Genomic DNA, 23,286 nt, shown 5'->3' with positions numbered 1-23,286 from the left:
TCTCTGCTTTTCCTAGTCTCTCTGTACTCGATTAAAAAGCTTATTTAATTAATTTGTCGAATTTTAATTTCATCTTTACCATCATATTCTTCAACTGATACAATAATTTGTTCTTTTTTAGATGTTGGAATATTTTTGCCAACATAATCAGCACGAATTGGTAATTCTCTGTGTCCTCTATCAACTAACACAGCTAGTGAAATCTTTTCTGGTCGACCAATATCCATAATAGCATCTAGTGCCGCACGGATGGTTCTTCCTGTAAAAATCACATCATCTACTAAGATGACTTCTTTATCTTCTATTGAAAAGGGAATATTTGAAGCGTGAACTTCAGGTGTATCATGTTCATTCACATGGTTATCATCTCTATAAAGAGTAATATCTAATTCACCTACTGGAATATCTTTTCCTTCTAATTGTTTTAAACGTTCTGCAATACGATTAGCTAGATAAATGCCGCGTGTTTTGATCCCAATCAACACGATATCGTCAATGCCTTTATGTCGTTCAATAATTTCATAAGTAATACGTGTCAATGCTCGTTTCATCGTCATATCATCCACTACTACCTTTTCAGTCATTAAAATTCCCTCCTAAATTTTCCCACAAAAAAACCTCTTAACCATGAGAGTTAAGAGGTTTGTGTTTAGTCATAGTGATATAAGGATACACGTATCCCAATTCTACAAATATTCACGAGCCTTCTTAGCCTCTCTGGACTACTCTTAAAGGACTGTTCTGTTTTGTTGTACTGAGTATAACCCACGAATCAGTAAATATCAATCATTATTTTCGATTTCCTTCAATGTTTTTTTAAATATTTCTGGTAACTCAGAATCAAAGGTCATCAATTCACCTGTTGTCGGATGAGTGAAAGCAAGGGTTTTGGCATGTAAAAATTGCCCATTTCCCTTAATTGTTTTCTTAGGACCATATAATGGATCGCCAACAATTGGATAACCGATATAATCCATATGCACACGAATTTGATGTGTTCTTCCAGTTTCAAGGACACATTCAATTAACGTATAATCCAAAAATCGTTCTAATACGGTAAAATGAGTCACTGCTTCTTTACCATCTGCTACGATCGCTTGTTTTTGACGGTTGTCTTTACTTCTACCTATTGGTGCTTCAATTTTTCCTTTTTCATGTGGAATTACCTCATGAACTAATGCCACATATTTTCTTAGTGTTTTACGTTCTTTTAACTCATCCTGAAGCGCAATATGTGCCACATCATTTTTTGCCACCATCAATAGTCCAGATGTATCCTTGTCAATTCGGTGAACAATCCCTGGACGGATCACGTCATTAATACTTGAAAGTGATCCTGCGTGAAATAACAATGCATTAACAAGCGTCCCATCAGGATGTCCCATAGATGGATGGACTACCATTCCTTGAGGTTTGTTTACAACAATCACATCATCATCTTCATAAACAATTTCTAATGGGATATCTTGTGGTTCTAAGGTTAATTCTTTTGCTTCTGGTATTTCAATATCGATACAATCATTTTGTTTCACTTTATAATTTGCTTTAACAATCTCTCCATTAACATTCACTGCTTCTTCTTTTAACCAACTCTGAATTTGAGAGCGTGAATAATCTGAAAAAACCTCTGCTAGCACTTTATCAATTCTTCCTTTTTTATCTTCTACTACATAATGTAATTGTGTCATTGATTATCTCCTTCATTTAACTTGCTCACTTAGTTTATCATAAAACTGGTTGCTATTCACTAATACAATGATGTTTTTAGATAAACAAAAAAGAGACGATAAACGTCTCTTTTTATTATTCATTAATTTGCGTATGATTTGATGGTGTATTGAACTGATCTTTATCAAACGTTCCTTCCCATTTGTCTACCACAATAGAAGATACCATACTGCCACAAACATTTAACATAGTACGTCCCATATCAACAATTGGATCAATTCCAAAAACTGCTCCAATACTTGATATAGCTGAGCCATATCCTAATCCATTTAATGTAACGGTCGCTGCAACGGTTGCTGTTCCTGGTACACCGGCAATACCGATTGAACCAACTGTTACTACAACAACTACCAATACAAAGAATGAAAAGTCCATAGTAGCTCCCGCTGCTGCGGCAACTAATGTTCCAAGCATTGCCGGAAATACACCGGCACATCCATTCATACCAATTGTTGTACCAAGTGTTGCAACAAAGTTTGATGTTTCACCTGATACACCCATGTCTTTTTCAAGTGTTTGCAGAGTATAAGGTAATGTTCCTACACTTGAACGAGAAGAAAAAGCAAATAACAATGTATTAAAAGCTTTCTTGTAGAACATAACTGGATTGACACCCATAAAACTTAAAATAACAACATATACCAATAACATAATGATAACCCCTGTATAAAGTGCTGCTATAAATCCTAGCATACTAACAACAGATTGGATACCATTTGAAATAATAGTGTTACTTACAAGAGCAACCACACCATATGGCATTAATTTAATAACGTTTGTCAAAACAGAATTAACTGTAGTACGTAATGAGTCTAGAAATGTCACAAAAGGAGCTACTTCAGTTGGTTTTTTAACCTTTAAGAAACGAATTGCACTGGCAAACATCGCTGCAATAATAACAACCGATACGATACTCCCATTGTCTCCCATTACGCTAATAATATTATTAGGAATTAAATTTAAAAAGAATTCAGGGAAACTTTGTGAGGCAATATTATTTATAAATTCTGTCTTTTGTTCCGTTAAGTCTCCTGCAAAACTAGTCGCATTTAAATTAAATAGCTTAACAACTAAAATACCAACAATCGCAGAAATAGCTGTTGTGCTTAATAATGTAATGAATGTACGACCTGTTAAACTTCGAATACGATCACCTTGTACATCCACAACAACTTTAATAATAGATAAAAAGACGACTGGAATAGCAAGTAACTGAACTAGTTTTAAAAATCCTGTCCCAATAAGTCCAAACCATGCAGATATTTCTCCTCTAGCATGATCAATGTAAATACCACTTTTGTTACTGATAATATCAATACCAATCCCTAGTACTAGACCAATGATCAAAGCGATAATCATGCGTTTAGAAAAACTTACTTTTTTGTCTTTAAGCATTTTTAAGCACACCATTGCCGCACCTAACAATACAATAGCAATCAACGTGTAAAAATTACTCACTTTAAGAAATTGTGAGAAAAATGGAACATCTATCATGAATATCATCTCCTTTTTTACCAGTCTACACTGATAGAATCATTTTTTAAACTAATTTGTTTCAAAACATTTTCAGAAAAATTATTTAATAAGAATAATTTCAACTTCTAACAAAACCGTTTTTGAGAATATACTACTTTAAAAAGCAGATTTTACACATGTTTGTTATGATATCAATAAAACCATTAAAATACTCTAAATTTTACAAAAAACATGTCATTTGTACGATTACATAAAACCCTACTTCCTATATCTTCTAAACTCACTAACTATTTGCCATTACTTACATTACTTACGCTATTTATCCTTCAATCATATCTGAACTCATTTATTCAGCTTAAGCATTTATCAGAATTTAATCTGATGTAAAAACTCAACTTTTAATTTCACGATATATAATAAAGAGCAATAGGTTCAAGTAATATGCACATCATTTAACCTCCATTCCTAATTTATAGTTGTCATTATACACAAAATATCTATCATTTAAAAAAATTTACTCTCAAAAATAATGATTTATTTGAAATGTTATTCATATGAACGTTTTTTAATACGAAATTTTACTTAAAATTTAATTGACAGCGCATACATGCAAGTGTTACGTTCAAGGTATTAACAGAATAAAATTAACTTATATAAAATTGGAGGGGATTTTATGAACATCAATACAAAATTACTACACGGTTATTCCGTTATCGACAAAGAAACTGGGGCTGCATCCATTCCAAAATATCAAACATCCACGTTCCATCAAGATGATGTCTTCCATCATACTGGATATAACTACACTCGGTTCGGTAATCCAACCATCACCGCTGTTGAAGAATGCATCGCCTCACTTGAAAATGCGTCATATGGTTTAGCTTTTTCTTCTGGTATGGCAGCCATCAATTCTGTTTTATTTATGTTATCTCAAGGAGATCATCTTATTCTTGGAAAAAACATTTATGGAGGTACTTATCATATTGTGACGGAATTTCTCACACGTTTTGGAGTTGAACATACTTTCGTTGATGAATCCGATGTTTCGGCATGGGAAAATGCCATCCGACCAAATACTAAGTTATTTTATTTAGAAACGCCATCAAATCCTTTATTAACGATTACAGACTTAAAAGCTGTTTGTCATTTGGCAAAAAAACATGGTATTTTAACTGCTTGTGACAACACATTTATGACACCTATTCATCAACAACCACTCGATTTTGGGGTAGATATTGTCATTCACAGTGCCACAAAATTTATTAATGGTCACAGTGATATTTTAGCCGGACTCATTGCGACAAATGATGAAGATCTGTATTTAACTCTAAAAAAACACCAAAAAGCATTAGGGAGTATTTTAGGGGTAGAGGACGCATGGTTACTACTTAGAGGGGTCAAAACAATGGGACTTCGCATGAAACAATCTGTTAAAAATGCTGCTAAAATCGCAGACTTTTTATCAAATCACGATGAAATAAAATCTGTTTATTACCCTGGACTAACATCTCATCCTCAAGCAGACATTCATCAAGCACAAACACAATCTGGTGGCGCTGTTTTAAGTTTTGAGTTAAGTTGTGAGGACAAAGTGGCAGACTTCTTCAATAAATGTCAAATCCCTATTGTGGCTGTCAGTCTTGGCGGTGTTGAGTCGATTTTATCTTATCCTTGGACCATGTCACATGCCTGTATGCCTGAAGAAGAACGCATCAAAATGGGAGTGACTTCTACCTTAATTCGTCTGTCATGTGGTATTGAAGACTGTAATGATTTAATTAGTGATTTAGAAAATGCACTGAAATAAGCAAAAGACCAAGCCACAATTGACTTGGTCTTTTTTGTATTATTTACTGTAGTTTTTCACTTCAGCAACCACTGATTCAACAAATAATGGTAATTTCACTGTTTCAGTTTCTTTGCTTCCGTATTTACGGACATTGACTTCACCGTTATCTAACTCTTTATCTCCCACAACGATTTGATATGGAATTTTTTGAGTTTGTGATTCACGAATCTTGTAACCCATTTTTTCGTTACGATCGTCCACTTCAAAACGTAATCCTAAACTATTTAATTGCTCTTTGATCTCAAAAGCATAATCACTATGTAAGTCTAAGTTAACTGGAATGATTGTTCCTTGAACTGGTGCTAACCAAGTTGGGAAGGCTCCTTTATACACTTCAGTTAAGTAAGCCACAAAACGTTCCATTGTCGATACGATACCACGATGGATGACAACTGGACGGTGAGTATTTTCGCCATCTTGCCCAACATAAGTTAAGTCAAAACGTTCTGGTAATAAGAAGTCTAACTGGATAGTTGACAATGTTTCTTCCATACCTAAGGCAGTTTTTACTTGCACGTCAAGTTTAGGTCCGTAGAATGCTGCTTCACCTTCTGCTTCAAAGTATTCTAAGCCTAATTCATCAATGGCTTCTTTCAGCATTGTTTGAGCTTTTTCCCACATGTCATCATCATCAAAGTATTTTTCGGTATTTTCTGGGTCTCTGTAACTTAAACGGAAACGATAATCTGTAATATTGAAATCTTCATAAACGGCAACCATTAATTCTAATGTACGTTTGAATTCATCTTTGATTTGATCTGGACGAACAAATGTATGCCCATCATTTAATGTCATTTCACGCACACGTTGTAATCCTGATAACGCACCTGATTTTTCATAACGGTGCATCATACCAAGTTCAGCAATACGAATTGGTAATTCACGGTAACTATGAACATCATTTTTATAAACCATCATATGATGTGGGCAGTTCATTGGACGTAATACTAACATTTCGCCATCTCCCATGTCCATTGGTGGGAACATGTCTTCATGGTAATGATCCCAGTGACCAGAAGTTTTGTAAAATTCAACATTTGCCATAATTGGTGTGTAAACATGTTGGTACCCTAAGCTAATTTCTTTATCAGTGATATAGCGTTCGATTGTACGACGAATTGTCGCACCTTTTGGTAACCAGAATGGTAAACCAGAACCAACTTCAGGACTTAACATAAATAAGTCTAATTCTTTACCAAGTTTTCTATGGTCACGTTCTTTCGCTTCTTCACGCATTTTGATGTATTCTTTTAATGCTTTTTTATCGAAAAATGCAGTTCCGTAAACACGTTGCATCATATGGTTATCAGAGTTTCCTCTCCAGTACGCTCCAGCAACAGATAATAATTTGAAGACTTGAATACGTCCTGTAGATGGCACATGCACCCCACGACATAAGTCAACAAAGTCACCTTGCTCATAAACAGTAATCACTTCGTCTTCTGGTAAGTCAGTAATTAATTCCACTTTATATGGATCTTCTTTAAACAACTCTAAAGCATCGGCACGAGAAATTTCTTTGCGAACGATTGGGTTATTTTCTTTTACAATCGCCATCATCTCTTTTTCAATCGCTTCTAAGTTTTCTTCAGAGATAACATTTTCACCATTATCAGTGTCATAGTAAAACCCATTTTCAATCGCTGGACCTACACCAAAGTGGATGTTTGGATACAAGCGTTTCATCGCGTTTGCCATTAAGTGAGCTGTTGAGTGACGTAAAATTCCTAACGCATCTTCATGGTCTGGTGTCACGATTTCAATTGACCCATCCACTTCGATTGGTCGGTCTAAATCAATCAACTCGCCATTTAATTTACCTGCTAAGGCTTTTTTTGCTAAAGAATTGCTTATGCTTTTTGCAATATCTAATGTTGATGAGCCACTCTCAAATTCTTTGACAGCGCCATCTGGAAAAGTAATCTTAATCATACTATCGTCTCCTTTTAATTTTTTAAATAAAAAAAGCCCTAGTAAGTCATATTTGACCTACTAGGACGAATCATCGTGGTTCCACCTAATATTTAAGACATAAACCTATGTCTCCTCGAGCGTGTTAACGGTACGACCGGTCAAGTTTCAACCTGACTTTCGAAAGTGGTCAACACATGCACTTATCTGGAAAACTCTCAATTATGTTTTCCTCCCTGTCAGATAGCCCTCACATATCGGTGTCTTTCTCAACAATTATCTTTTATTTATCTACAGTTATATTTATAACACCTTTATAAATATAAAACAAGTACAAACAATTAATTTTTTAGTTTAAACGTTTTGGGTGCGACTTTTTTTATCACAATTAGCCCAATAGCAACATACAATAACGACACAACAGACAAGCCTAATGCATAGTAAAGTCCTGTTGTTTTTAATTGTAAATTCATGTAGGCAAATAAGTAAAAGACACCGTTCACTACTTTATAAATGGGATTGATTACTTGAAAATCACTTGTAAAGGGTTGAAGGATATAATAAACAAATAATTCGTGAAACGAAAAAAGTAACGTCAGACTAATCATCACAAATAACACAAGTCCAATCAGATAGAGTGAGTTAAGCCCGACAACGACTAAATTAAAAACGATTAACCAAAATAATAACACACCATTGACCATACTGTTATACAAGAGGATTTTCTTAAATCTAGCAAAAAATCCACTTATAATGGCTTCTTTGGTTCGATAAAAAGGAAACGTCAACATGGAGATATCACAATTCATAAATAAACTTTGTACCACACTTTTACCAACTGACGTTAAATATAAAATGAAGAAAAGCGAAGGAACAAGTCGGTACATAAATGATTCTAATTCTCTCACACCAGACATTAATGGAAAAAATAGACTGGCTATCATTAAAGCGAGCCCTAGCACGCTGATGCTAATAACCTTAATCCACATTCCTCGACTGAGCCCTTTTTTAAAACGACTAAAAAATAACGTATTTAAGTAGGCATTACCAGATAAATGGTCAAAGGTAACGTTCTCCTCTATACTCATTTTTTTCGTTAAGCCAACGCCTTCGGTAAAGTTTGTGGTTTTGTTTTTTAACTCTTTATCATCTGCTTCAAATACATACATTGATGATTTAACTTTTTTATCAGCTACTAATGAATAACGGGGATAAGACAAATAATTCTTGACTACTAACCAACTAGCTAGACAGTTAAAAATAATAAGTCCTATTATTACCAATGGATTAGAAAATAAAAAACTCATAAAAGAAGATAACATGGTGAAACAAAATCCAATAACTAACGCCAGCATCACTATTAATATCGCAACTTTTTTTATCCATGGATGTTTTTGCAGTGTCAGTGGTAAATCTATTCTTAGCCAAATCATACTAAAAAACACATAAGCACTATTCCCTAATAATGTGGTTAAAATAACCGGTAAGCTATTAAACAGACTCATAACAATCAACGCAATGGTGACGACGATTAAATCAAAGCATAGTTCCAACAGAGTCATTCGCTTCAAATGAGAGGATTTATTAATCCGAAAATTAGTGATAAACAACACATCTTTTTTATCAGGAACACTAAATAATGAGCCAAATATTGGCAAATAAAAAGCAAAGACAACTAGCCAAATATCAAAACTTGTTAATGATTGCTTGTCAAACACAATAGTCGCTAAAAAAGAACTAACGACAAACGGAATGATCCCTATCACAACTTTGATTGCTAGTGATATAGCAAATTTAATATAGGTGAATACTTTTTTCAATGGATAATCTGCGTAGACCATTCCAACTGGGACGATTTTACCAATGAAAGGAATTCTACCAATAAAATAAACCAAACCATTAATAAAGATAGTCCCTTTAAATAACTGTAATGACACATATTCTGTGAGGGTTAATCTAACATCACTCATCATCTGACTCACCTATCACTTCAACCACTGCATCTTGAGATTTACCCTCTTCATCAGATAACATGGCAACAATATCTGCTTCAAAACTATTAGTATGAATTTTAGTTGGATCAAACCCTGTTAATTTGCCTTTATGAAGCACTACAATCTCATCACATAAATCTTGTGCTAACTGTAAAATATGAGTGGAAAATATCACAACGGAATCTTTTTTTATTGATAAAATCAATTCTTTCATTTCATGTGCTGCGACCACATCAAAACTCGTTAATGGTTCATCCAGTAATAAGACAGGTGGTTGCACCATCATCGTCGCAATCATTTGAACTTTATTTTTCATCCCATGCGAGTAGTCTTTCAATAACCGATGGCGATCCTCTTTTTTTATCCCAACTTTTGCTAAATACTCATCTGGTGTGCGGACGTTGGGCATTTTTTCTTTATTCATATCAATAAAAAACTTGATGAATTCATAACCTGTCATAAAATCTGGTAGGGTTGGGGTAGCATGAACTAGTCCGACATCAAGATCAGAAAAATCATGTGTTTCCATGTCCTCTTCCAACTGAATTGTCCCTGAGTCAATTGATAAATCTTTTGAAATACAATTAAAAAGCGTGGTTTTTCCCGCGCCATTTCGACCTAATAAACCGTATATTTTACCTTTTTCAAATTGAAAACTCGCTTCATCTAAAATCACTTTATCATCAAATGTTTTCACAACATCTTGTATGACTAACTCCATTCAACCTACTCCTTTGCTTTTGCTTATTTTACTAGTATATCATAAAGTGATATAGTATAAAATTAGTTGCCATAAATAATTTGACGTTCTATACTAAATTCGTTAACTATTTAAAAGAAAGATGGGATAATATATGAAGATTGGTATATTTGGCGCTGGCCATATGGGAGGAGCAATGATTAAAGGGTGGGTTCGCTCAAATAGTATTTCTCCAACAGACATTCTTGTAAAAGGAGGAAAAGGTGACACAGCAAAAAAACTAAAACAAAATATTCCTTTTAACATAACTGATAATTTAGAAGATTTCAACCAAGTGGATATGATTTTTTTAGCCGTTAAAACACCTATTATTCTTCCAGTCATAAACGATTTAAAAAATCATTTAAACAAAGACCTTCCTATTATTTCAGTATCAGCTGGTGTCCCTATTTCCTTAATGCAGGAAGCTTTAGGTGGATCTTACCCTATCGCTCAAGCTATCCCCAATACACCTGTACAAATCAATCAAGGTATTACTGGTATTGTTTACTCACAGTCAATAAGTAATCTTGATAAAATCGCAATCCATGATTGTTTAAGCCTTTTAGGAATCGTAGAAGAAATTTCTGAAGATAAGATTGATATTTTTGGTACATTGGCAGGATGCGGACCAGCATTTGTTGACGTCTTTATGGAAGCTCTAGGAGATGCGGCAGTATTACATGGTATGGACAGAAAATTAGCTTATACTGTTGCTGCCAAGATGGTAAGTGGATCAGCTAATTTATTACTAGACTCTAACAAACACCCTGGTGAATTAAAAGATGGTGTAACCTCTCCTGGTGGTACAACTATTAAAGGTATCGCTGCTTTAGAAAAAGAAGGATTCAGGTATGCTACCATCTCTGGTATTGATACAATCATGCAAAGTTACAAATAGAAAAAAGCAACCATGATAAGTGGTTGCTTTTTTCTATTCTGCAGTGACCTCTTGATATAATTTTCTAAAATAAAAATGACTTGCGATTAAATAATAAATAATTTGTATAACTAAAAATAAACCTATAATCATAAATGCCATCATTTGTAATCTTTGATTAAATAAAGCATACATTGCTTTTAACGCTACTAATCCATGAACAGAAGATACTATAATTGGAGTAAAAAATAAAATACCAACTTGTCTATAAACAGTCTTCTTGATTTCTTTGCGACTAAGTCCTAATTTATAAACTATTTTAAATTTTTGAATATCTACTGCCATATCACTATATAACCTAAAATATAAAAAACTACCAGCAGACACAAAGAAAATAGCACCAATAAAAAAACCAACAAATAATACAGGTGTATAAGTTTCTGTAATGGATTCAATAATTAATGGCTTACTTTGAAGACCTTCAACTTCTTTTAAGTGTGTCGCAACCTTTAACTGTTGAGCGTGATCTTTCGGATTACCCATCCATCCAATTTCTTGTTGAATCCCATATTTTTTAGCAAATTGACTATAAACTGTTTTAGGTACTACATATACATTTTGAAAACCAGGCAGAACCACTTTTTCCACCTCAAAATTATTCACAGGTACGCTTGTCCCATCAGGTAATGGCAACTCTTTTAAGTAGCTTGTTTGAGGTTGCCCTGATAATAGGTTACTATCAATATTTAATCGATAAGACTGATTAGTATCCAATATTTTTTTATTTTTAGTATATTTTGCAATGTTATTATACCCATTTGTACTAATGACTCTATACCCATTTTGATATTTAGATTCTGGAACATAGACCACTTTCATACGAAGTTCTGTCATATTTAAGTCTTGATTATCCATTTCACTTTGAACTGCCTCTAAATTATTAACCAATCTTTCTTGATTACCATCAAAGTCTGATAAATAAAAGTCATAAGTCATCGCATTGACAGAAGCAACTGTCATTTCTTTTAACCCTGCTAAAGAGCCAATAGCAGCGAACACAACAGTTGTGATGATTGCTACCAAAAAAAAGGACCGTGCATTATCTTTCATCCGAAAGCCCAAATCTGAATAGACTAGCATATTCGTTTTTTTCCAAAACCGTTGTTTATTTTTTTGCAATTGTGTGACAGCGAGAATACTTAACTGATTAAATAAAAAGTAAGTACCAATAATTACCATCAATACAACGGGTATCATAGCCACAAAAACCTGCATACCCTGAGCGTACAAAGCAATCGCATACCCAACTCCAATAAATAATAAGGCAAAAATCGATTTTACTTTAGATGATTTGACTTCCCCTTTTCCTAAATCTTCACTTTTAATCAATTCTTGAACGTCCATTTTAGGAATCTTAAATTGAATAAATAAAGAAATCAAAAAGAATAAAATAGTAAACGCGACAAATGTAATCACAATTGAATTTAATGGAAAATAAAAAGCTAATTGAATCGTTAATATCTTTTTACTCAAAAATAATAGTGCTTGTGAAAATACTAAGCCAGCTAGAATACCAATAACTGTGGCAAAAAATCCCACTATAGTATTTTCTTGAAAAATCATCTTTCTTAACTGTTTTGGAGACATACCTTGAATCAACAACAAACCAAATTCTTTCTTACGTGATTGGAGAAAGATATCCATAGAATATAATACATAAAAAAATGAAAAAATATAAATAATACTTGATGATAGATTCATGCCAACTATAACAAACTGATTCATAGACGATTCACTAAGAGATGGATGATTGGAGAAAGTTAAAAAAGTAAAAAACGTCATGACAGTTGTTAACGTGCTTAAAAAATAGGCCAGATATGATGGTTTATTTCGAATAGTATTTTTATAAATAAATTCCTTAAAAGTCATCTGCTTCACCTTCCAACTGCTTCAAACTAAATAGAATATCATCATAAAACTCACTTTGAGAACTATGTCGAATAATTTCATCACTTAATTCACCATCTTTAATAAAAACAATACGCTGACAATAACTTGCAGCAAAAGCATCATGTGTCACCATTAAAATGGTGGAATTAAGGCTAGTATTTAACTCTGATAATAATCTCATAACGTCTTTTGATGATTTCGTGTCTAAATTTCCAGTTGGTTCATCTGCCAATAATAACTTTGGTTCATGAATCATTGAACGTGCAATAGCAACACGTTGTGCTTGCCCACCAGAAATATTACTAATTCGTTTATTTAACAATGATTCAATACCTAATACTTCAGAAATATCGTTTAATTTTTTTGTCATGACACTAACTTTTTCACCATCTAGTGTTAATGGTAATACAATATTTTCTGCTACAGTTAAGGTAGGCATCAAGTTAAATCCTTGAAATACAAATCCTAATTGATTTCGTCTAAATTTTGCTAAATCCTCTTGATTTAAATTTGATGCTCGTTCACCATCAATTGTTACGGTTCCTGATGAAGGATGATCTATTGTACCAATTAGATTTAGAAGAGTTGATTTACCACTTCCAGAAGGGCCCATAATACCAACAAATTCACCCTCTTTTACACTGAGGCTCACTCCCTTTAGTGCTTGAAATAATGAATCTCCTGTACCAAACGTTTTTGTTACGTTATTTATTTCTAACATCTTTTTACCTACTTTCGTTCTCATAATCCCCTAATTATAGAATAACATGTTAACGTTTATATTTAAACGAACAATATCTCAAGATTGTTAACACATAATAATTTTAACACTGTTTTATTAGAAAAGGCTATTATTCATACAGTTTTTTGCTATACTTATTATATACAAAAAAACGGAGGTGAACCTATGGCAGTATTAGAAGCCACTATTTTACTTATTATACTCGTTATTCTATCTAATATTATCAGTCACTATCTTGTGGCAATTCCTACTGCATTAATCGAAATAGCTGTTGGTGTTATTGCCGCGTTATTTTTACATTTAGATATAGAATTACAAACTGATTGGTTTATGTTATTATTTGTTGCACCACTTTTATACAACGATGCCAAGCATTTTCCCAAGAAAGAATTATGGGAACTACGAACTCCGATTTTTGCTAATGCTATTTTACTCGTCTTCCTTACTACAATTGCGGGAGGATTATTAATTAATTTATTTATCCCACAAGTAAGCTTGTCATTAGCCTTTGCTTTGGCAGCAGTCTTATCCCCAACCGATCCAGTAGCAGTTCAAGGTATTGCTGAACAAGTAAAACTTCCTAAACGAATTTTAACTTTAATCAGTGGGGAGAGTTTGATTAATGATGCAAGCGGATTAATTGCATTTAAATATGCACTGGCGGCTTTTCTAACTGGCTCTTTCTCATTAAGACAAGCCACTGGTGACTTTATTTATATGACTTTAATTGGTATACTGATTGGCTATATCATCAGTCGATTAATTTATTTGATTCAAAGAAGTTTGTTAAGACAGGGCATTCAAGATGTTATTTTACATTCGTCTCTTCAAGTAATGACGCCTTTTGTTATTTTTATTATGGCAGAAATTGTTCAGGCATCAGGAGTTATTGCAGTAGTCGTTTCAGGTGTTATGGCAATTCAGCAAGAGCCATTATTTAGAGGACAATTTTCTGAAATAAAAATTGTAACCAATAAATTATGGGACATTATTATTTACTTGCTAAATGGTATTGTTTTTGTTGTATTAGGCACAACTCTTCCCTATGCTATGCGTGGAGCCATTATTAATCCTACTATTAATAATGCTTTATTAATCCTATATGTTATAATCGTGTGGCTCATACTGATGATAATAAGAACATTATGGACGTATGCTTACATGTGGTATAATTACTTTAAAGTAAAAGATGATATCCAACTTAAACCCAAATTCTCTGTTGCTATTTTAACGGGATTAACTGGTGTGAGAGGAGCTGTCACTATGGCGATGGTTTTATCTATTCCATTCTTTTTGCCAGATGGTGCTGTATTCCAAGAACGATATCTGATTATCTTTTTAGCTAGTGGCGTTATTTTAGCAAGTTTACTAGTTGCTGTGATTACATTGCCTATTTTCACAAAACAGAAAAAGCGATTGATCTTATCCGGGGATGAAGGAACACAAGAACCTATTGATGACTCAAATAATTCATCTCAACTACCTGAAATAGAAGCTAGAAAATTGATGACTAAGCGAGCCATTCAATCCTTACAACAAGAGCTAAATAATGAAAATCAATTAATTATTAACGATATTTTACAAGATTTTGATAAGCAATTACGTTTCTTATACTTAGATGATAATCACACATCTAACACTGTTTATTATGAATTAGAATCAGATTATAGATGCCAAGCAGCAGATTTTGAAACAAATAAAGTAATGGAGATATTACCTCAATTAGCATTACCTAAAAAAATTGAACAAAACTATTTAAAAATGCTTGAATACAAACGACATGCCCATTCAAGTAATGTTAAAATCATCGTACAACGCTCTTTATATAAAGCTCAGAAAAAAATCAAAAGACTTGTATATCAAACTTTTTTAAAACGACAACCTGAAAAATCTCAATTAGATAATATTAAAAAAATTACCTTATTAGAAGTTAAAAGTTCTGAAGCAACTTTGGATATGTTAAATGATTGTCAAAATAACTTAGATAGAGTAGATAAATATTTTACAGTAAAGTATAATATTTTAAACCAACTTATGATGGAATATACAAGTAAGATACATCGTATTCAGCATTATCATCTTATTCAAGAAGCATCTTATCAAAAGATATACAGAGATTATTTTTTAAGGGCTCTTGATGAAGAAAGAGGTATGATTCAAAAGCTTCTTGAACAAGGGCGAATTTCTAATACTATGGCAAATCAACTACGCCAAGGAATTAATTACAGTGAAACATCCTTTCTACAAACAAATATTGAAGATTAAATTAAAACATAACAAAAAGTCGAAAATTAGTTTAATTTTCGACTTTTTGTTATCTAAAAATATCTTTTGATTATTATGTTATTTAGTATAAGCTAGTTCATATTCATTGCCTAAATCGTCAACCAATCGTTTGTCATTTTCTCATTGGGATATTCTTTATTTAAAGCATTTACAATTTCCTCTAACTTCTTATCGTATTCTGAATCTGATGGATTAGTGTTTGGATTTTCAAATAGTGAAAAAGTCAGATAAACATCCAATTGACCATTTTCAAATTGATACAACGCATTTTCTTGTAAAAATTCTTTATTATTGACCACCAAGGTAATTTGAGTAGATTTAACATCGTGCTCATTTTTTGAACACGCACCTAAAATAAAAGCAGTTAAGCACATCACTATTATCTAAATAACTCCAAGTTTTTTGTACATAAGCAAATATCCCCTTCTTTTCTGTTATTATATCATCTTTATCAAAATAAAAAAAACATACCATATAGTAAAATATTTTTTTAAAAAAACCAACCTTCACTTAAGAAAGTTGGCTTTTAATCTTTTATTCTACTGTGACACTTTTTGCTAAATTACGAGGTTTATCAACATCTAAGCCTCTTTGTAAACTTGCATAATAAGCTAATAGCTGTAAAGGTACCACACTAACTAATGGTGTCAATAATTCATGTACTGGCAACAACACGAGTTCATCGCCGTCATGTGAGACATTTTCAAGTGAGATGGTTAACACATTCGCTCCACGACTCTCTACTTCCTTAGCATTTCCACGTGTATGACTAGCTGTTTTTTCATCTGTAATAATCGAAATGACTGGTGTTCCCTCTTCAATCAAGGCAATGGTTCCATGTTTTAATTCCCCAGCAGCAAATCCTTCTGCTTGAATATAAGAGATTTCTTTTAATTTAAGGGCTGCTTCCATTGATACGGCATAATCTAAGCCACGACCAATAAAGAAGGCATTACGTGTTGTTCCTAAAAATGACTCACTAAGATTAGAAATCAAATCTTTTTCACTAATCATTGAATCCATCACAGATGCAACAATAGCCATCTCGTGTGCTAAATCAATAGATTTAGCTAATTCAATATTTTTTTCTACCCCTACTGTTTGTGCTAAATAAGCCATTACAGCAATTTGAGATGTATAAGCTTTTGTTGATGCTACCGCAATTTCAGGACCAGCATGTAACAATAAAGTATAAGTCGCTTCACGTGATAGTGTAGACCCTTTAACATTTGTAATAGTCAATGATGGTAAATCTAATTCATTCACTTTTACTAATACTTGACGACTATCAGCTGTTTCACCACTTTGCGTTAAGAAAATGAAGAAAGGTTTTTCTGATAAAATTGGCATATCATAGCCCATCTCACTAGCTAGATGCACTTCAACTGGAATATTAGTTAACTCTTCAATGATTTTTTTACCCACTAATCCTGCATGCCAACTAGTACCACATCCAACGATATAGATACGATCACTTGATGCCATATGTGATACTATTTCATCATCAATTGTTGATAGACCATCTTCAGTTAAGTATTCAGAAATTAATTTTCTCATAACACCTGGTTGCTCATCAATTTCTTTTAACATGTAATGAGGATATAAACCTTTTTCAGTATCTGTCGCATCAATATCAGCCACAAAGGAATCACGTGATAATTTATTTGAATCTTTATCAAAAATTATCATGTTATTAGATGTTAAAACAATGCGTTCACCATCTTTAATTTCAACAAATTCATTTGTTTCATTAATCATGGCCATAGCATCACTACCTACATAATGACAGTTTTCTCCAAGACCAATTAGTAGCGGGCTTTTATTTTTCGCAAGGTATAGCGTGTTGCTATCTTCTACGTCCATTAACGCGATGGCATAAGATCCTTCTACTTTATTTAGAGCAGTTTCGAATGCTTCAAATGGTGTCTTTCCTTGACGGTAAAAATAATCCACTAATTCAACTACAATCTCACTATCAGTATCACCTTTTAACGCAATATCGCTTAAATAATCAGTTTTTAAATCCAAATAATTTTCAATCACACCATTATGTACTAAACAGAATTTCCCACTTGTTGATTGATGTGGGTGTGCATTTTCTGTATTTGGTACACCATGTGTTGCCCAACGTGTATGACCAATTCCAATATGGCCTTCAGGAACGCTATTAGCTAAAGCTTTTAATTCACTCACACGACCTGGTGTTTTAACAAGATAAGCTTCCGTGTCATCAGCCACCATAATTCCCGCTGAGTCATAGCCTCTATATTCTAATTTTTCTAATCCTGTTAACAGGATATCTTTCGCTCGGTTATTTCCGATTACTCCAACTATTCCACACATTCATATTTCCAACTTTCTTTTAAAATAGTTGTTTCTATTTTTTTGCATGAATAAAGTTTTGTCAAACAAGTTCCCTTGTTATTTTGTCTTTATCCTAAGAGTGCAAACCCTATGAGCCACCCGCCGAATTTTCGATAAACTCATTCCTCGTCACCTAAAAAGGTCTGGCGCTAAATTGGTATAGATACCTTAAATAGTAATAAAAAATAGAAACAAGATTATAATAACCTTTAATAAGCTTTCAGTCAATATTAAAATAAATTTATCTTTCTTTTTATAACATTTTGGTATAGACAAAGAAAAAATGATGTTATCATCTCTGAATAACATCATTTTTATGGAAACCTTAAATTCCTATTTCTTGAATCACAACATTCGCAATTTTTTCTACATAATAATTTACTTTTTCTTCTGTTGGTGCTTCGGCCATCACACGTAATAGTGGTTCAGTTCCTGAAGGTCTTACTAAGACACGACCATCGCCGTCCATTTCACCTTCTACTTCTTCAATAATTGCTTTAATTGCTGGAACGTCCATTGCACCATATTTATCTGACACTTTTATATTCACTAATTTTTGAGGATATTCTTCAATATCTGCTACTAGTTCTGATAATTTTTTACCGGAAGATTTCATCACTTGCATTAGTTGAATACCAGATAATAGACCATCACCAGTTGTATTATGTTGTAAGAAAACAATATGTCCAGATTGTTCTCCGCCAAGATTGTAACCAGATTTTCTCATTTCTTCTACAACATAACGATCTCCTACTTGAGTTGTTACAGCTGTCAATCCAGCCTCTTCAACTGCTTTATGAAAGCCTAAATTACTCATAACTGTCGCAACAATCGTATTTTTGTTCAATTCATCATTTGCTGAAAGGTATTTTCCACAAATATATAAAATTTTATCTCCATCAACAATTTGACCATTTTCATCAACTGCTATCACGCGATCACCATCACCATCAAATGCCAATCCTAAGTCTGCTTCTTTTTCAACGACAAATTTAGCTAATTCTTCAGGATGAGTCGATCCTACACCGTCATTAATATTTAATCCATCTGGCCTTACTCCCATTGTATAGAAATCAGTATCTAAATCAGCAAATAATTGATTAATTAATGGACTAGTTGCTCCATTTGCTCCATCTAGACAAACTGTTAATCCATTCAACGATTCAGATACAGTTTTTTTCAAGAATTCAATATATTTTTGAGAACCCTCACGGTAGATATTCAATGTTCCTAACCCTAAAGCTGATGGACGAGGTAATAAATCGGTTTCCGCATCTAATAATACCTCAATCTCTTCTTCCTCTTCATCAGATAATTTGAAGCCATCAGGACCAAAGAATTTAATCCCATTATCTTCAGCAGGATTATGTGATGCTGAAATCATAACACCAGCAGCTGCTTTTTGTGTTCTTGTTAAATAAGCCACACCAGGAGTTGAAATAACGCCAAGTTGTAATACTTCGATTCCAACTGATAACAGTCCAGAAATTAATGCTTGCTCTAATAACTGCCCAGAAATTCGTGTATCTCTTCCTACTAATACCTGTGGTTTTCCTTCTGTCAAATGGCTATGTTGACATAAAACATGCCCTCCACACCGTCCGATTTTAAATGCTAACTCTGGTGTCAATTCTTTATTAGCTATCCCTCTAACACCATCAGTTCCAAAATATTTACCCATTTTTTTATCTCCTAACTCAATTTACAATTTATTCTTTTATTTTATTTACTCGAACTATCACTTGTTGATGTTTTTACTTCATTTGGTTTAACCGTCACTGAGACAGTTTCTGGAATAACTTTCACTCCATTTGGAACAACAACAGCATATGAGCTAGTTACCGTTTCTTTAATATTACTTGTATCAATTTTTAGTTCAATGCCGTTTATTTCATCTAGTACTTCTTTAGGACCTTCAATATCAACCATGTCATCTTTAATAGTAAAGGTAAAATCTTTTATCCCTTTAGATATCGTTCCTGACTGAACAGGTGTAACTTTTACTCGTTTGCTTGGAACTGTTACTTTTACATTCACACTAACTGTTTCAGGTTCAATTTTTACATCAAGGGGCTCGCCAGATTTATTGACTGCATAAGGTTTGACTCTTTCAGAAAAATTGCTTGTCACATTTGTTTTATCACTCACACCTGCAATAACTCTGTCTACTTCTTTGACAGATGCTTCTGAACCACTTACTTTTACAGTCATCGGGTCAATTGTTGCTTCATTTGTTGAGTAACCCTCTTGATAAATTTTATTATCAATTGCCGGTTCCACTTTGAATGTATTACTATCTTTATTTTCTATCGTTACTGATAGTTTACTTGGCTTAATAGTTCCCTTAACAGAATTAGGCAACCCAACTACCTCTAAAGGCACCTCATGTGTTCCTACATTATATTTAGTTAAGTCCATGACAACGGAAAATCCTCTTGTCTCAGCATTTGATTCTTTATCAAGTAAAATTTTATTATTACTTGTTAAATCAACAGAAACGGTTTCTTGATAACCAGAAATAAAGTATTTATCTTGATTATACGTTACATTGACAGGTACATTTTCAGCTGTTGCTTGCAATTCTTTCATCGTTCCCGTAACAGTTTTATTCGAAATAACAAACGAATTAGCATTATAATATAATAGAATAGCAAAAAAGAGAGATAAAATTCGAATAAACCAAGGTGATCTACTATCATTTTTCATCTTTTTTGCCTCCTTTTTTAAAGCTTTTTTTTACGTCTTCAATAAACAAAGCAATACCTGATTGTGACTCTTCTTCATTAGAATCAGATAATTCTTGTTTTAACACTTCCAGATACGCTTCTCGTTGAAGTCCAGGTAGAAATGTTTTATTGTGTGTAATACTAACCTCTCCTGTTTCTTCTGATACAACAAGTGTTAAGGCATCAGATGTTTCACTGACACCAATTGCAGCACGATGTCTGGTTCCAAACTCTTTGGGAATTTTATTACTCTCAGACAGAGGTAAATAACTTGAAGCGGATGCTATTTTATTGTCTTTAATAATCACTGCACCATCATGTAATGGAGTATTTGGAATAAAAATATTAATTAATAACTGACTAGAAATATCTGCATCAAGTGGAATACCACTTTCAATAATATCAATTAAATTATCATTTCGTTGAATAGTAATCAACGCACCAATTTTCCGTTTAGACATATACTGTAGAGCTTCATCTAAAGCTGTTATAAAAGACTGTTGCATATTTTTTTGTCTGTTAGAATGTGTTAAGGCAGCACCTCTACCAAGATGTTCTAGCCCTCGTCTAACTTCTGGTTGAAAAATAACAATTGCTGCAACAACACCATAAGTAATCACCTGATTCATTAGCCATGAAACGGTATTTAAACCTAAAAAATCACTAACGATTCTTACAATGATAATCACTGCGATTCCCTTAAAAACTTGGATGGCTTTTGTGTCATTTAATAGCATTAACAACTTATAAACAACATACCAAACGACTAATATATCTACTACATGAACCAAAACACTCAAAGTTAAATACTTGTTGAGTAAATTTTGCCAAATCTCAGGTCTGAACAAGCTTGTTCCAGTTAATATCACCTTGCTCCTCCCCCTTCATTTTTTTATAAGTATTTATACTATTAATAATCCCCCCAAATACTTGCTTTATGATACTTTTCTTATTATAACATAGGTTTATAATCTGAAAACCTAGAAATTATTTTTTTAACAATTTAATAAATTTTTTACATAAAAAAACGCACCTGAAATAATTACTAATCAGATACGTTTTATTCTTTTTATTTAATACTTATTACAATGTTGCTAAAACAATAAAGTTTATAATGAATAGTCCAGTAACGATCCATAAAACTGGAGAAATTTCTTTTACTTTTCCTTTAACTACTTTGATCAACACAAAAAATATAAAACCAGCAGCAATACCATAAGAAATACTATAAGCTAGTCCCATAAAAATTGAAGTAAAGAAGGCTGGAATGGCATCTTCTAAATTTGTCCACTCAATTTCTTTAAATGATGCCATCATCATCACACCAACCAAAATTAATGCTGGCGCAGTTGCTTGTGTTGGAACAGCTCCTACAACTGGGGATAAAAAGCTACTCAATAAGAACATTGCTGCAACAACAACAGATGTTAACCCCGTTCTACCACCTGCACCAATACCTGCTGCACTTTCAACATAGGTTGTCACGTTACTTGTTCCTACTACAGCACCTGCAGTTGTAGCAATAGCGTCTGCAAACAATGCTTTATCCATTTTCGAATGAATTCCTCGACTAGTCATAACAGACTCTTCTTCTTCCTTAGAAAAAATACCAGTACGACGACCAGTTCCTATAAAGGTGCCAATAGTATCAAAAATATCAGACAAACTAAAAGCTAAGACTGTTAATAATACTTGTGGAATTTTTGACGCATCAGAAAATAGTGATGTCATACCATTCGGACCAAACGCTGCACCAAATGTTGTACCCAATTCTTTAATTGAGTTTCCTAATGAATTTTGTTGAAAATTAATAGTACCTAAATCAACTACACCCATTGGAATTGAAATAATCGTTGTAATAACAATACCTATTAAGATAGCACCTTTTACATTTTTTATCACTAAAATAGTTGTAATAATTAATCCAATTAAGGCTAAGATAATAGCAGGATTACTAAAATTCGCTAACGCTGGGACAATTCCTCCATTTGATACAACATTTGTTGCTTTATCACCATCAACAACTGATGAAACAATTGCGCTCTCATCTGACGTAAAGTGTAAAAATCCTGCATTTTTAATTCCAACATATGCAATAAAAATTCCTATTCCTCCACCAATAGCATGTTGTAAACTTTCAGGAATGGATTGAATAATTAATTTTCTTAATTTTGTAATTGTAATGATGATGTTAATAATACCGCATAAGAAAACCATTGCTAAACCTTGTTCCCATGAATAACCTAAGCCCATCACAACTGTAAAAGTGAAAAAAGCATTTAATCCCATACCTGGGGCTTGAGCATATGGAACATTTGCAAACAATCCCATTATTAGAGTTCCTATTGCAGATGCGATAATAGTTGCTAAAAAAACTGCTTGAAATGGCATTCCTGATAATGATAAAATTGTTGGATTCACAAATAAGATATAACTCATTGCGAAAAATGTTGTAACTCCTGCCATAATTTCTGTTGAAACAGTTGTATTATTTTCTTTTAACTTAAAAAACTTTTCCATTTCCTAACATTACACCTTCCATTATATATTTTGTTCGTTAATAACTTTAACAAAATTGATTATAAAGCGAATATTAAAAAATAGCAAACATTTATTTATATTTTGTCATTTTTTAGTTTAA

Annotated in this window: 17 protein-coding genes; 3 read left to right on the top strand and 14 right to left on the bottom strand. The window is 33.0% G+C overall.

Annotated elements, in window-relative coordinates; translation table 11 throughout:
* Positions 1–44: 44 nt before the first annotated feature.
* The 3 genes from pyrR to G314FT_RS07395 form a co-directional block, all read right to left on the bottom strand.
* A complete protein-coding gene (pyrR, locus tag G314FT_RS07405) occupies positions 45–584 on the bottom strand; it encodes a bifunctional pyr operon transcriptional regulator/uracil phosphoribosyltransferase PyrR (protein ID WP_125955771.1) in 540 nt (179 codons plus the stop codon).
* Between the two features lie 198 nt (positions 585–782).
* Entirely contained in the window at positions 783–1,688 is a 906-nt protein-coding gene (locus tag G314FT_RS07400; protein WP_257700060.1) for an RluA family pseudouridine synthase, read from the bottom strand.
* Positions 1,689–1,803: 115 nt separating this feature from the next.
* Positions 1,804–3,222, bottom strand: coding sequence for a cation:dicarboxylate symporter family transporter (locus G314FT_RS07395; RefSeq protein WP_257700057.1), 1,419 nt, complete (start codon positions 3,220–3,222; stop codon positions 1,804–1,806).
* Positions 3,223–3,877: 655 nt separating this feature from the next.
* Between G314FT_RS07395 and G314FT_RS07390 the strand changes: the two genes are divergently transcribed.
* Positions 3,878–5,011, top strand: a complete 1,134-nt coding sequence (locus G314FT_RS07390; protein WP_257700055.1) for a trans-sulfuration enzyme family protein — start codon at positions 3,878–3,880, stop codon at positions 5,009–5,011.
* A 39-nt stretch (positions 5,012–5,050) separates the two neighbouring features.
* Here G314FT_RS07390 and thrS read toward each other — a convergent pair whose 3' ends face one another.
* The 3 genes from thrS to G314FT_RS07375 all read right to left on the bottom strand — a co-directional run bounded on the left by thrS (position 5,051) and on the right by G314FT_RS07375 (position 9,679).
* On the bottom strand, positions 5,051–6,985 hold the full coding sequence (gene thrS / locus G314FT_RS07385) for a threonine--tRNA ligase (RefSeq protein WP_257700051.1): 1,935 nt from the start codon (positions 6,983–6,985) through the stop codon (positions 5,051–5,053).
* Between the two features lie 320 nt (positions 6,986–7,305).
* A complete protein-coding gene (locus tag G314FT_RS07380) occupies positions 7,306–8,934 on the bottom strand; it encodes a hypothetical protein (RefSeq protein WP_257700050.1) in 1,629 nt (542 codons plus the stop codon).
* Positions 8,927–9,679 (bottom strand): ABC transporter ATP-binding protein, encoded by a 753-nt coding sequence (locus G314FT_RS07375; RefSeq protein ID WP_257700049.1) that lies wholly within the window; start codon positions 9,677–9,679, stop codon positions 8,927–8,929. The genes G314FT_RS07380 and G314FT_RS07375 overlap by 8 nt, the downstream gene beginning before the upstream one ends.
* 133 nt (positions 9,680–9,812) lie before the next feature.
* On the opposite strand from G314FT_RS07375, the gene proC reads away from it, so the two are divergent.
* Positions 9,813–10,598, top strand: coding sequence for a pyrroline-5-carboxylate reductase (proC, locus tag G314FT_RS07370; protein WP_257700047.1), 786 nt, complete (start codon positions 9,813–9,815; stop codon positions 10,596–10,598).
* 33 nt (positions 10,599–10,631) lie between these two features.
* Here proC and G314FT_RS07365 read toward each other — a convergent pair whose 3' ends face one another.
* Together G314FT_RS07365 and G314FT_RS07360 are read right to left on the bottom strand one after the other, a co-directional pair.
* The gene (locus tag G314FT_RS07365; protein WP_257700045.1) at positions 10,632–12,506 is read right to left on the bottom strand and encodes an ABC transporter permease; all 1,875 of its coding nucleotides are present in this window, start codon (positions 12,504–12,506) and stop codon (positions 10,632–10,634) included.
* Positions 12,496–13,248, bottom strand: coding sequence for an ABC transporter ATP-binding protein (locus G314FT_RS07360; RefSeq protein ID WP_257700043.1), 753 nt, complete (start codon positions 13,246–13,248; stop codon positions 12,496–12,498). Before G314FT_RS07360 ends, G314FT_RS07365 begins: the two co-directional genes overlap by 11 nt.
* 186 nt (positions 13,249–13,434) lie before the next feature.
* Between G314FT_RS07360 and G314FT_RS07355 the strand changes: the two genes are divergently transcribed.
* On the top strand, positions 13,435–15,534 hold the full coding sequence (locus tag G314FT_RS07355; protein WP_257700042.1) for a Na+/H+ antiporter: 2,100 nt from the start codon (positions 13,435–13,437) through the stop codon (positions 15,532–15,534).
* A 110-nt stretch (positions 15,535–15,644) separates the two neighbouring features.
* Here the strand turns inward: G314FT_RS07355 and G314FT_RS07350 are convergent, their stop codons facing one another.
* The 6 genes from G314FT_RS07350 to G314FT_RS07325 form a co-directional block, all read right to left on the bottom strand.
* Entirely contained in the window at positions 15,645–15,932 is a 288-nt protein-coding gene (locus tag G314FT_RS07350) for a hypothetical protein (RefSeq protein ID WP_257700041.1), read from the bottom strand.
* Positions 15,933–16,089: 157 nt separating this feature from the next.
* Positions 16,090–17,898 carry a glutamine--fructose-6-phosphate transaminase (isomerizing) gene (gene glmS, locus G314FT_RS07345; protein ID WP_257700040.1) on the bottom strand — a complete coding sequence of 603 codons (1,809 nt, stop codon included), beginning with the start codon at positions 17,896–17,898 and terminating at the stop codon, positions 16,090–16,092.
* Between the two features lie 346 nt (positions 17,899–18,244).
* Positions 18,245–19,600, bottom strand: coding sequence for a phosphoglucosamine mutase (gene glmM, locus G314FT_RS07340; RefSeq protein ID WP_257700039.1), 1,356 nt, complete (start codon positions 19,598–19,600; stop codon positions 18,245–18,247).
* Positions 19,601–19,641: 41 nt separating this feature from the next.
* Positions 19,642–20,625, bottom strand: coding sequence for a CdaR family protein (locus G314FT_RS07335; protein ID WP_257700036.1), 984 nt, complete (start codon positions 20,623–20,625; stop codon positions 19,642–19,644).
* Complete coding sequence (gene cdaA / locus G314FT_RS07330) at positions 20,615–21,514, bottom strand: diadenylate cyclase CdaA (RefSeq protein WP_117972791.1); 900 nt, start codon at positions 21,512–21,514, stop codon at positions 20,615–20,617. The genes G314FT_RS07335 and cdaA overlap by 11 nt, the downstream gene beginning before the upstream one ends.
* Positions 21,515–21,728: 214 nt before the next feature.
* Positions 21,729–23,165 carry an NCS2 family permease gene (locus tag G314FT_RS07325; RefSeq protein ID WP_257700030.1) on the bottom strand — a complete coding sequence of 479 codons (1,437 nt, stop codon included), beginning with the start codon at positions 23,163–23,165 and terminating at the stop codon, positions 21,729–21,731.
* Between the last annotated feature and the right edge of the window lie 121 nt (positions 23,166–23,286).

It is taken from the genome of Vagococcus luciliae (assembly GCF_024637875.1).
Classification (GTDB): domain Bacteria; phylum Bacillota; class Bacilli; order Lactobacillales; family Vagococcaceae; genus Vagococcus; species Vagococcus luciliae.
This window is presented reverse-complemented; position numbering and strand designations above follow the sequence as displayed.

What these genes read in the sequence shown, in the direction of transcription:
- pyrR (WP_125955771.1), bottom strand. Translation starts at nt 584, where the DNA reads ATGACTGAAAAGGTAGTAGTGGATGATATGACGATGAAACGAGCATTG.
- G314FT_RS07400 (WP_257700060.1), bottom strand. Translation starts at nt 1,688, where the DNA reads ATGACACAATTACATTATGTAGTAGAAGATAAAAAAGGAAGAATTGAT.
- G314FT_RS07395 (WP_257700057.1), bottom strand. Translation starts at nt 3,222, where the DNA reads ATGATAGATGTTCCATTTTTCTCACAATTTCTTAAAGTGAGTAATTTT.
- G314FT_RS07390 (WP_257700055.1), top strand. Translation starts at nt 3,878, where the DNA reads ATGAACATCAATACAAAATTACTACACGGTTATTCCGTTATCGACAAA.
- thrS (WP_257700051.1), bottom strand. Translation starts at nt 6,985, where the DNA reads ATGATTAAGATTACTTTTCCAGATGGCGCTGTCAAAGAATTTGAGAGT.
- G314FT_RS07380 (WP_257700050.1), bottom strand. Translation starts at nt 8,934, where the DNA reads ATGAGTGATGTTAGATTAACCCTCACAGAATATGTGTCATTACAGTTA.
- G314FT_RS07375 (WP_257700049.1), bottom strand. Translation starts at nt 9,679, where the DNA reads ATGGAGTTAGTCATACAAGATGTTGTGAAAACATTTGATGATAAAGTG.
- proC (WP_257700047.1), top strand. Translation starts at nt 9,813, where the DNA reads ATGAAGATTGGTATATTTGGCGCTGGCCATATGGGAGGAGCAATGATT.
- G314FT_RS07365 (WP_257700045.1), bottom strand. Translation starts at nt 12,506, where the DNA reads ATGACTTTTAAGGAATTTATTTATAAAAATACTATTCGAAATAAACCA.
- G314FT_RS07360 (WP_257700043.1), bottom strand. Translation starts at nt 13,248, where the DNA reads ATGTTAGAAATAAATAACGTAACAAAAACGTTTGGTACAGGAGATTCA.
- G314FT_RS07355 (WP_257700042.1), top strand. Translation starts at nt 13,435, where the DNA reads ATGGCAGTATTAGAAGCCACTATTTTACTTATTATACTCGTTATTCTA.
- glmS (WP_257700040.1), bottom strand. Translation starts at nt 17,898, where the DNA reads ATGTGTGGAATAGTTGGAGTAATCGGAAATAACCGAGCGAAAGATATC.
- glmM (WP_257700039.1), bottom strand. Translation starts at nt 19,600, where the DNA reads ATGGGTAAATATTTTGGAACTGATGGTGTTAGAGGGATAGCTAATAAA.
- G314FT_RS07335 (WP_257700036.1), bottom strand. Translation starts at nt 20,625, where the DNA reads ATGAAAAATGATAGTAGATCACCTTGGTTTATTCGAATTTTATCTCTC.
- G314FT_RS07325 (WP_257700030.1), bottom strand. Translation starts at nt 23,165, where the DNA reads ATGGAAAAGTTTTTTAAGTTAAAAGAAAATAATACAACTGTTTCAACA.